Origin of the sequence: Asticcacaulis biprosthecium C19 (assembly GCF_000204015.1) — a bacterium.
In the GTDB taxonomy this organism is placed as follows: Bacteria; Pseudomonadota; Alphaproteobacteria; order Caulobacterales; family Caulobacteraceae; genus Asticcacaulis; species Asticcacaulis biprosthecius.
Genome location: NZ_GL883078.1, coordinates 675510 through 686058, shown reverse-complemented (window position 1 = coordinate 686058; position 10549 = coordinate 675510). Strand labels below are relative to the sequence as shown.

Annotated in this window: 12 protein-coding genes; 8 read left to right on the top strand and 4 right to left on the bottom strand. The window is 62.7% G+C overall.

Annotated features, from left to right (window positions below):
* Positions 1-152 precede the first annotated feature (152 nt).
* Entirely contained in the window at positions 153-422 is a 270-nt protein-coding gene (locus ABI_RS13595) for a type II toxin-antitoxin system ParD family antitoxin (protein ID WP_006273590.1), read from the bottom strand.
* Positions 423-524: 102 nt separating this feature from the next.
* Between ABI_RS13595 and ABI_RS13590 the strand changes: the two genes are divergently transcribed.
* A complete protein-coding gene (locus ABI_RS13590) occupies positions 525-1073 on the top strand; it encodes a helix-turn-helix domain-containing protein (protein WP_006273589.1) in 549 nt (182 codons plus the stop codon).
* A gap of 15 nt (positions 1074-1088) precedes the next feature.
* Positions 1089-1586, top strand: coding sequence for a GNAT family N-acetyltransferase (locus tag ABI_RS13585; protein WP_006273588.1), 498 nt, complete (start codon positions 1089-1091; stop codon positions 1584-1586).
* A 19-nt stretch (positions 1587-1605) separates the two neighbouring features.
* Here the strand turns inward: ABI_RS13585 and ABI_RS23750 are convergent, their stop codons facing one another.
* Together ABI_RS23750 and chpT are read right to left on the bottom strand one after the other, a co-directional pair.
* On the bottom strand, positions 1606-2157 hold the full coding sequence (locus tag ABI_RS23750) for a GDSL-type esterase/lipase family protein (protein ID WP_006273587.1): 552 nt from the start codon (positions 2155-2157) through the stop codon (positions 1606-1608).
* A 9-nt stretch (positions 2158-2166) separates the two neighbouring features.
* Positions 2167-2931, bottom strand: coding sequence for a histidine phosphotransferase ChpT (gene chpT, locus ABI_RS13575; protein WP_006273586.1), 765 nt, complete (start codon positions 2929-2931; stop codon positions 2167-2169).
* A 208-nt stretch (positions 2932-3139) separates the two neighbouring features.
* Between chpT and cysK the strand changes: the two genes are divergently transcribed.
* The 6 genes from cysK to ABI_RS13545 all read left to right on the top strand — a co-directional run bounded on the left by cysK (position 3140) and on the right by ABI_RS13545 (position 8928).
* Positions 3140-4132: a cysteine synthase A gene (gene cysK, locus ABI_RS13570; protein WP_006273585.1), complete on the top strand. Its 993-nt coding sequence runs from the start codon at positions 3140-3142 to the stop codon at positions 4130-4132.
* A 102-nt stretch (positions 4133-4234) separates the two neighbouring features.
* Positions 4235-5500 carry a DUF2336 domain-containing protein gene (locus ABI_RS13565; protein WP_006273584.1) on the top strand — a complete coding sequence of 422 codons (1266 nt, stop codon included), beginning with the start codon at positions 4235-4237 and terminating at the stop codon, positions 5498-5500.
* 239 nt (positions 5501-5739) lie between these two features.
* The gene (locus ABI_RS13560) at positions 5740-6171 is read left to right on the top strand and encodes a Ros/MucR family transcriptional regulator (RefSeq protein WP_040309256.1); all 432 of its coding nucleotides are present in this window, start codon (positions 5740-5742) and stop codon (positions 6169-6171) included.
* Between the two features lie 318 nt (positions 6172-6489).
* On the top strand, positions 6490-6996 hold the full coding sequence (gene mopJ, locus ABI_RS13555) for a motility/cell cycle regulatory protein MopJ (RefSeq protein WP_006273582.1): 507 nt from the start codon (positions 6490-6492) through the stop codon (positions 6994-6996).
* 80 nt (positions 6997-7076) lie between these two features.
* Positions 7077-7478 carry a GFA family protein gene (locus ABI_RS13550; protein WP_006273581.1) on the top strand — a complete coding sequence of 134 codons (402 nt, stop codon included), beginning with the start codon at positions 7077-7079 and terminating at the stop codon, positions 7476-7478.
* A gap of 22 nt (positions 7479-7500) precedes the next feature.
* A complete protein-coding gene (locus tag ABI_RS13545) occupies positions 7501-8928 on the top strand; it encodes an FAD-binding oxidoreductase (protein WP_006273580.1) in 1428 nt (475 codons plus the stop codon).
* On the opposite strand, the gene ABI_RS13540 is transcribed toward ABI_RS13545, so the two are convergent.
* Positions 8929-10503, bottom strand: coding sequence for a Na+/H+ antiporter (locus tag ABI_RS13540; RefSeq protein ID WP_006273579.1), 1575 nt, complete (start codon positions 10501-10503; stop codon positions 8929-8931). It abuts the gene before it with no gap.
* Positions 10504-10549 lie beyond the last annotated feature (46 nt).

The following is a 10549-nucleotide window of genomic DNA, read 5'->3' as shown; positions in this document are numbered from 1 at the left end:
ACGATGAGTCAAGGTCATCGTGGATTGGTATAAGGAGAGCGCGGCCGTGCGCAAGTCTTCGACGAAGGTCATCGCTCTGAGGGGATTGTCCTTGGCAATATGGTCACCGATCCGCTCAAGCTCGCCTTCCGCCTGCGCAGAAATCCTGACCTTCACAATTCGCCGCGGGCTTTGGCCATGTCGGCATATTTGGCTTGAAGCCGGTCGAAAACCTCCTCCGCCGGGTTCGTCCGCCCAGCCTGAATGTCGGCGTGGCTCCGTTCCACGGCAGCATCAAGCGCGGCCAGCCGGCGCTCCCGCTCTTCAACCATGCGCAGGCCATCGCGAACCACTTCGCTGGCATTGTTGTACCGGCCGTCCGCCACCAGGCGCTTGACCAGCCCTTCAAAATGACGACCCAAACTCGCGCTGGTGCCGGCCATGCCAATGTCTCCTGGTATTATTAGATCGTGCCCGACTTGACGGACGTTGTCACGTCCACTCGGCCCCTTGACGCCAATCCAATCGTCTCTTAAAATATCTAAATGGACATTTTAGAAGATTTGGCTCATCGCCTCAAGCTGGAGCGCGAAACCCGGAACTGGTCCCTGGCCGAACTGGCGCAGCGCTCCGGCGTCTCAAAGGCCGCCATCAACAAGATCGAAAACGCGCAGGTCAGCCCGACCGCCGTCGTCCTGGTCAAGCTGGCCGCGGCCTTCGGTCTGACCCTGGCCGGCCTCCTGGTCAAGGCCGAAGGTGGCGATCGCCTGTCCCGCGCCGCCGACCAACCCGTCTGGCGCGACCCCGACTCCCGCTACATCCGCCGGCAGGTCTTTGTCCGGCCCAACCACCCGGTCGAGGTCGTCAAGGTCGAACTGCCCGCCGGCCAGAGCGTCACCCTGCCGGCCTCGTCCCTGGCCCACATCCGCCAGGTCGTCTGGGTCATGACCGGAAGCTTGACCCTAACGGAAGGTGGCCGCCGTTACGACCTGGCCGACGGCGACTGCCTTGGCTTCGGTCCCCCGGCCGAGGTCACCTTCGCCAATGCGACCGATTTACCCTGTACCTACCTCGTCGCTCTTGCCCGCAGCTAAGCCCAAAACTGAACCATGATCATCCCCGCCGACTTCACGAACTCCAAGGTTCTCGAACTCTTGCAGTACCATGCTGCCGAGGCAGCATATAATACCGCACCGGGCAGCGCTCATGCGCTCGACCTGTCCGGTCTGACCGCCCCCGATGTCAGCGTGTGGACCCTGTGGGACGGCGACGACCTGGTCGGGGTGGGCGGCCTGAAGACCCTGTCGCCCACCGAAGGCGAGATCAAGGCCATGCACGTCGTGGCGAGCCGTCGCGGCGCCGGTCTGGGCGGGCGGATTCTCGCGCATATCGTGGCGGAAAGTCGCGCCCGGGGTCTGAAGCGCCTGAATCTGGAGACCGGGGCCTGGCCCTTCTTCGCGCCGGCCTGGGCCCTGTACCGCCGCCACGGCTTCGTCGAATGCGGCCTGTTTGGCGACTATCTCCCTGATCCCAATAGCCTTTTCTTCACCTTGGCGCTTGTTGACGCCTATGTCTTCTCCCTCTCCCCACCTGAGGGGAGAGGGTAGGGGGAGGGGTTGGTTGGGCCTAGGCTTTGTAGGTCGCCAACTTCGCCAACAACAGATCCCGCCACAGCCGGTACCCGTCGTGGCTGAGATGCACCCCATCCGGGAACAGATGCCTGGGTCCCCGTCCGCCGCTATCGACAAAATGTGTATACAAATCAACGAACTGCGTATTCAATATGCCCTCGACAGCCGCGGCCAGCCGCTGATTGATCGGCTCCACCATGGCCTGGTTCAAGGCGGCATCCCCCGTCGGAAGCACTGAAAACACAAGGATTTCCGCCTCTGGCCGCAACTCACGCAGCCGCGCGATCACGGCCATCTGCCCGGCGACGATATCGCCCGACTCATCCCACAGATGGTTGGTGCCGATCATGACGGTGATCACCGCCGGCTGGATATCGGGATCGTTCAGTTGCGTTCGCAGCCGCCATAGCACGTCCTCGGTCCGGTCCCCCGCCACGCCCAGGTTCAGGCTGTAATCGGAAAACTCCGCCCAGTACGGCGTGTCCTGCCACCACTCGGTAATCGAGTCACCGACGAAGACGATCCTGACCTCGCCGGGACTTGGCATAGCGCGACCTCAAGCCGCCGGCAGGTTGATCTCAAAGAACAACGCGTCGGTATCCGCCCGGAACTCCAAGGTTCCGCCGGCTTCCTGAACCGTCGCATACAGCCAGTGCGGCTGGATCCACTGACCAGCCAGGCCGTCGCTCAGCGGCAGGCCCTTCAGGCCTTCTGTGGCCTCGGCTTTCAGCCGCGCCCGCGGGCCGCGGGATTCCGCGATCAGCCGGATACCGTCGTCGCTGAACCGGGCCTCCAGCCGTGCCGTGCCACCGGTCGGCAGCGAATTGCCCGCGATCAGGCCCAGATTGAGCAGGGCCCGCGCCGCCGCCTTCGGGAAGATCAGGTTGCCGTCGATGGCGAAGTCGAGCTGCGCCCGCATGGTCGAAAAGACGTCGCCCAGGATCTTGTTCAGTTGCCCGCCGGAAAAGGCTTCGGCGGAATTCGACGCGCCGAACGCCACGCGGGCAAAGTGAACCAAGGTCACCATCTTCTTGGCGGAGGCCGCAATCAGGTTCAGCGCCTCCTGGCGCATGTCCTGTGCCGACGGATCATCCAGCAGGTCGAGCCCAGACATGATGGCGCCGGCGGGCGAAATAAAGTCATGGCACAGCTTGGCCACCATCTGGGTCGCCAGGTCATGCGAGGTGAAGTCCGCAGCGGCGGGAATTTCCGCCGCCATCTCCTGCACGTCCGCCGCTGCAGCGCTGACATCGGGCGCCGCAACGCTTTCTGGCGTAAGGTCGACGGGCTTGGGGCTCAGATGGGGGGTATAATCGTCCATAAAGCTCTTCCTTGCGCTGCGCCGCGCCAGTATGCGTTAGAATTACTCACAGCAAATGTGAGGTGATTTGGCTTAACTGCAAAGCCAACAGGCGCTAACATGTCTAAATAAGTCCTTAACGACTGGTTAATGAGCGCCAAGGAACGCATCTGGGCCTATTAACATTTTGTTCAGTGCGTATCCTCTTTGAACACTCCGGAGACCCCCGATGTCAGCCGACAACCCCCAGGCCAACCCCACCGCCGCACGCTTTTCCCGCGCCGGACGCGGCAAGATTTTCGATTCCATCCTCGACACCATGGGCGACACGCCGCTGATCCGGCTGCCGCGCCTGTCGGCGGAATACGGCGCGAAAGCCACCGTCCTGGCCAAGCTGGAATTCTTCAACCCGATGGCCTCGGTCAAAGACCGCATCGGCATATCGATGGTCGAAGCCCTGGAACAGAAGGGGCTTCTGCAGCCCGGCGGCACCATCATCGAGCCGACCTCGGGCAATACCGGCATCGCGCTTGCTTTCGTCGCGGCCGCCAAGGGCTACAAGCTGATCCTGGTCATGCCGGAATCGATGTCGATCGAACGCCGCAAGATGCTGGTCCTGCTTGGCGCCAAGCTGGAACTGACCCCAGCCGAAAAGGGCATGCGCGGGGCGGTCAACCGCGCCCAGGAACTGCTGGCGGAAAATCCCGGCGCCGTTATGCCGCAGCAGTTCCAGAACGAAGCCAACCCCTTCATCCATGAGATCTCGACCGCCCAGGAAATCTGGAACGACACCGACGGCGCCGTCGACGTTGTCATTTCCGGCGTCGGCACCGGCGGCTCGATCACCGGCATCGGCCACGCCCTGAAAAAGAAGAAGGCCTCGGTGCAGTTGATCGCGGTGGAACCCGAAGCCTCGCCGATCCTGTCGGGCGGTGAACCCGGCCCGCACAAGATCCAGGGCATCGGCGCCGGTTTCGTGCCCGATATCCTCGACCGCGCCATCATCGACGGCGTCGAAACCGTGTCCAACGACGCGGCGTTTGCCATGGCGCGAAAATCCGCCCAGACGGAAGGTTTGCCGGTCGGTATCTCGTCCGGTGCCGCGCTCGAAGTCGCCTTCCGCCTGGCCGCGCGTGACGAATACGCCGGCAAGACCATCGTCGCCATTATCCCGTCATTCGCCGAACGGTATCTCTCGACCGCCCTGTTTGACGGGCTCTAAGCTACGGAAAGGGCGCAGGAAATTCCCTGCGCCCATACCCGCCCGCTCTACACAAAAGATTAACGCCTGCCGGGGCATCATGGCCGCATGTCGAGTGCCGCAATGCCGTCCCGTTCAGAGAGCGACCCCTACAAGGAGGGCGGCGGCCCGGCCGTTGCCAATGACCTTAGCCCGGAAATCCGCGACGAAGCCCCGAAATTCCAGGCCCGCCACGTTCTGATGCGGCGCCTGGCTGACGTCGTCTGCCTGCCGGAATCGCGCATCAACGCTTTCGAACGCGCCGTCACGGCCGACCTCTTGGTCGAGATGCTGCGTGAGGCCGAGGTCGAGGACCGCGCCCGCGTAGCGCGCCGTCTGGCCATCCTGGCCGAAGTCCCCAATTCGCTCGTCCGCCTGTTGATCGTCGACGACATCGACGTCGCCCGACCGCTGATCGAAACCTGCGATGCGCTGAATGACGGCGACCTCTTTTTTGCCGCCCGTCATGGCAAGACCGCGCACCGCCTGATGCTGGCGGCCCGCAAGAACCTGTCGAGCATTGTCTCCGACACCCTGATCAACAGCGAAAGCCTGTCGGTCGTCGAGGTCCTGCTGCGCAACGCGAAGACGACCCTGTCTCAGACGGCCATCGAAACCATCGTGGCCATGAGCCAGAACGAGCCCTCGCTGGTCCCGTTGATTATGAAGCGGCCGGAACTGCGGCCGTCATCGGCCTATATCCTGTTCTGGTGGGCGGAAACCGATATCCGCCGCCAGATCCTCAGCCGCTTCGGCGTCAACCGCGAAATCATGCAGGACATGGCGGGCGACGTCTTTGCCATGGCGGCCGAAGAAAAGTGGCAGGACGCTACGTCGCGCAAGGCGCTGCAGTTCATCGAACGGCGCCAGCGTAACCGCGAGGCGCTGAAGAAGAGCCCGTACAAGTCGCTGGAAGCCGCCATTGCCGATGCGGCCACCCTGGGCATGACGCGCAAAATGGCCGAAGAAATCTCCTATCTGTCCGGCATCAAACCGTCGACCGGCGCGAAACTGCTGCGTGACCGTGGCGGCGAAGGGTTGGCCGTGTTGTGCAAAGCCACGGGACTGAGCAAGCGCGCGCTGCGCGCCCTGTGGAAGGCCCTGCGTCGGCCGATGAAGGGGCCGGACGGTACGACCCATCCGCACTTGGCCGAAGTTTTGATCACCTATGACGTGCTTGGCGTCGATCGCGCCCAGACCGTGCTGCGCTATTGGAACTGGTCGCTGTCCTCGGCCCTGACACACGTGATGCTGCGCGCTCTGTCCAGCGGCGAAGAAGTCGAACTGGAAGGTCTCAGCGTCCCGCAGCGCGCCGCCATGCTGGCGTTTGCCCAAGACTTGAAGAGCTGAAAGCTCGCAGAATTCCTTGCGGCTTTTACCGTAACCGGAATCGACGGACCTTTTTCAGGCCTGTCCATTGGGTTGCCATTATTCCCGCGCAGGATTTACTTTCGTGATTCGCCCATTTAGGGCGAGACAAGTAACTCTATAGCGATAATCAGGTGTAGAGCATTTTTTTTAACGTTTCGGCTTGAATATTTCGAAACCCTGGCTTAGGTAAAGCTCATAATTTTAACAGGATTAGTGTAATGGAAAACAAGACCGATACCTTGGACATGACGGCGGACATCGTTTCCGCGTTTGTCGGCAACAATTCGGTTCCCGCCAGTGAACTGCCCTCGCTGATTCAAAGCGTGTATCAGGCCCTGAACTCTATTTCGTCAGGCGAAGAAACCAAGGTCGAAGCGCCGAAGGAACCGGCCGTTTCGGTCAAGAAGTCTATCTCCAGCGATTACATCATCTGCCTCGAAGATGGCCGCAAGTTCAAGTCGCTGAAGCGTCACCTGCGCACCAAGTACGGCATGAGCCCGGAAGACTACCGCGCCAAGTGGAACCTGCCCAAGGATTACCCGATGGTCGCCCCGAACTACGCCAAGGCGCGTTCGGACCTGGCCAAGCAGATGGGCCTGGGCCAGGGCGGCCGTCAGGTAACCCGCAAGACGACCCGCGGCGCTAAGTAAGCTCCTGGGAGAAATCTGGTAGCCTGCAACCTTACGCTGAAGTGTAGGGTGTAGCTTACCTCCAGATATTTGCGAAGCCCCGCGCCTTGAAAGCGCGGGGTTTTTGCGTTGTTCCACAGCCAATCGCGGCGGGAATAAGGCGTCATTAACCCTTTTTCGCTTGCCAAGGATTCACCAGTTAAGAGAAGGTGAATTCAGGTGATTCGCGCAGGCGCGGGCCGTTTTTAAAGTCAAACTTCAAGTGTTCACACGTTGTTCTCATTCGGGGCAACGTCCATATTGAGTTTTTAGCAGTCAGGGGCGCATGTTCTTTTCGTGATGGCGGGTTTGGCTTCCGAAATGTTGGCGGGTCTGCGCTCGCACGAAGATATCTTTCGCTACTGGAAGAGTTTGCGGCAACGCGGCCGTTTGCCGTCGCGGGCCGACCTCGATCCTGCGGCCATCAAGCGCCGCCTGCCGACCATCAGCCTGATCGATGTCCTGGAACCTCATCCCGACAATCTGGCGAACAGTTTCCGCCAGCGCCTGGCCGGCACCGACCTGTTCGCCGCCTATGGCGGCGAAATCACCGGCAAGACCCTGGACGGCATCTATACGCCACCCGAAGCGGAATATTGGGCCGAGGCCCTGACCTTTGTCGTTGAACAGAGAAAGCCAAATGTCGGCTTGCATTCCATGGCCTGGCGCGGCGCCATGGGCCTGAGCCTGTTCTGGTTGCGCCTGCCTCTGGCCAGCGACGGCGTCAATGTCGACATGATCCTGGGCCACGACGCCCTGATCGGCAAGATCGACATGATGCATTCCGGTGTCCGCGCGGCCTCCTGATACGACCTGCCGAAGGCGCCCATTGCCGTCGTTGCGCGACTGATGCAGGATGGCATTCTTGAACGGAGGGCAGCACGCGCATGCTGACAGGCTCATGTCATTGCGGCAAGACGCGTTGGTCGCTAACCGGCGATCCGGGCTCGATCACGGCGTGCAACTGCACGCTCTGCCGACGCTACGGCGCCCTGTGGGCCTATGACTACGAAGACGGACGCATCGCGGTCACTGGGCAGACGCAGTCCTATACTCGAATTGGCAAGGACACGCCGTCACTGGAAATCCTGTTCTGTCCCTCCTGCGCCTGTGTCCTGAGCTGGCGTGGTCTGCGGCTTGAGGAAGATGGCCGCCGGCGCATGGCGGTCAACCTGCGGCTTGCGCCGCCCGATTTGGTCCATGACCTGCCGATCGATCATTTTGACGGCCTGAACAGCTTCGAAGACCTGCCATCCCAGGGGCGCTGCGTGCGCGATCTCTGGTCTTAAACAAAGGTCATACGTGTCAAAAATGGACCCTGCTACGCTTCGAACGCCGTCGTCCGGCGCCATTTCACAACAATGCCATGCCGAGCTTCACGCCCTGCTGGGCGACCGGTTGTCGCTCTCGCAAGCTATTCGCGCCCAATACGCCACCGGCGAAGCCTTTCCGGAAGCCTATCCGCCCGATGCGGTCGCCTTTCCGTTGACCACGGCTGAGGTTTCGCAGATCGCGGCCATCTGTACCCGTTACCGCGTCCCGATGATCGCTTCGGGCGCCGGCACCTCGCTGGAAGGCCATATCACCGCGCCCGAGGGCGGGCTGGCCATCAACCTGGCGCGTATGGGCCGCATCCTCGACGTCAGCGCCGACAATATGGATGTCCTGGTCGAGGCCGGGGTGACACGCGAACAGCTCAATCACGACCTGCGCCACCAGGGCCTGTTCTTCCCGATCGATCCGGGCGCCAATGCCTCGATCGGCGGTATGGCGTCGACGCGGGCCTCGGGCACCAATGCCGTGCGCTACGGCACCATGGCGCACAATGTCCTGGGGCTGACCGTGGTCCAGCCCGACGGCACGGTGATCAAAACCGGTGGCCGGGCGCGCAAGTCGGCGGCGGGTTACGATCTGACCCACCTCTATATCGGCTCCGAAGGCACGCTCGGCATCATCACCGAGATCCGCTTGAAGCTCCATGGGCTTCCGGCGGCGATCGGGGCGGCGACCTGCGCCTTCGACACTATTGGCGGCGCCATCACCGCTGTTCAGCAGATCATGCTGTCGGGCATTCCCGTCGCCCGCGTCGAGTTCCTCGACGAAGCCCAGGTCCGCGCCTGCAATGCCTGGTCGCAACTCGGCCTGCCCGACAAGCCGCACCTGTTCCTCGAATTCCACGGCAGCGACGCCTCCGTCGCGGAGCAGGCCGAAATGGCCGCCGAGATCGCCGCCGACAACGGCGGTGAGGGCTTCCAGTGGGCGACGGCGGCGGAAGACCGCAACCGCCTCTGGAAAGCGCGCCACAACGCCTATTTCGCCAGCAAATCTCTGCGGCCGGGGGCGGTGGTGTGGTCGTCGGATGTCTGCGTGCCGCTGTCGCACCTGCACGAAGCGGTGACAGCGGTTCACGCCGACATTGCCCGCGAAGGCCTGTTGGCGCCCATCGTCGGCCATGTCGGCGACGGCAATTTCCACGTCCTGTTCTGCCTGGATCCCGACGTTCCGGAAGAACGCGCCAGGGCCAAGACGGTCTATCAGGCGATGATCGAACGCGCCCTTGCCTGCGGCGGTACCTGTACCGGCGAGCACGGTATCGGGCTGAACAAACGCGAATACCTAATACAGGAACACAGCGCCGACGCTGTCGCCACCATGCGCGCCATCAAACAGACCCTGGATCCGCTAAACCTGATGAACCCGCAGAAGATATTCCTGCCGCAGCCGCAGCCGCAGCCGTAGCTACGCCTTCGCCGAAATCGCGCTCAGTTCTTCCAGGTCCAGATCGCGCTCCAGTTCATGCAAGACATGGTCGTCGATCTCGCCGGCACGATGCAGCCGGATCAGTTCGGCCCGGCCGGCGGCCACCGCCGCCAGGACCAGGTCGAAATGGGCATGCAGCCGCGGCTGAAAGCTTTCCTTGTCGGCGGCATATTCGACGCTCAGCACCGCGCGCTTGCTGTAGCGCTCCAGCAGTTGCGGATGGATCAGCTTGCCATCGTCATCATAGGCCAGTTTTTCAACGACCACGGCCTGGGCCTGGGCCATCGAGGCTTCGGCCTGGTTCATCGTCATGCGCGGCCGGTCGCTATGGCTTTCCTCCAACCCGGCCCATTGGATGACCTTGCCCAGGGTCATGCCCTGGATCACCACGGTGCCCAGGATGACCGCGAACGCCGCCACCAGCATGAAATCACGGCCGGGAAAGGTTTCGGGGACGCTAAGCGCGACAGCCAGGGTCACCACGCCACGCATGCCGGCCCAGCTTATGACTGTGGCGCATTTGGGCCCCAGCGGCTTCGACTTCGTCCAGCCCAACCGGCGTACCACCAGGATAATCAAATCCGACCCGAACACCCAGGCAAACCGCGCCACGGTCAGGGCCAGCAGGATCAGCAGAATGGGGATGGCCATCTGTTCGAACACCACGCCGATGCCGCCGACCCGTTCCAGCACACCGCGCAGCGACGAGCCGATCAACATGAAGACCATGGCCTCCATCAGGAAGATTAGCACGGTCCAGAACGACGTCCCGCGGATGCGCACCGCCGCCGAAAAGACGACATGCTGATACCAGCCGCAGATCAGGCCGGCGACGACCGTGGCGATGACACCTGAGACGTGCAGCATTTCGGCCGCCAGATAGGCGGCCCAGGCCGTCAGGCACGAAGCGGCGATGATCAAGTATTCGTCCTTCAGGTGCCGCGCCAGCACTACCCAGGCGCCAGCGACGGCCGCGCCGACCGCAGCGCCGCCCAGGGCCAAGACGGCAAAGCTCTGCAAGGCGTCGACGGCGCTAAAGGTCCCCGTGACCCCGGCCGCTACGGCAAAACGGAACAGCACCAGGCCGGTGGCGTCATTGAGGAGGCTTTCGCCCTCCAGCAAGGTTGCCGGGCGTTTGGGCAAGTGGACCTGCTGCAGTACGGCGCGGGCCGATACCGCGTCGGGCGGGGCGACGATGGCCCCCAGCACCGCGCAGGCGGCCCAGGGCAGGGCGGGGAACAGCCAGTGGGTGACGACCGCGACGGCGACCGTGGTGAAGATCACGGCGCCGATGGCCAGCGATCCGACCCCCAAAATGTGCTTACGCAACTGGGCGAAGGCGATGAACCAGGCGCCGTCCATCAGCAGGGGCGGCAGGAAGATGACCAGGACCAGGGCCGGATCGAGATGGATTTGCGGCAGGCCCGGGATAAAGGCCAGCAGGGTCCCGCCGGCCAGCAGCGCCACGGCCGGCGGCAGGTTCAGTTTCCGCGCGATAAAATGCAGGGCGATGATCGCCAGCAGCATGGCGATCACGAGTTCAAACAGATGCATGACGCTGTCCCCGGCCAGAAGTTGCGCTACGACCGTAGCGCCTGAC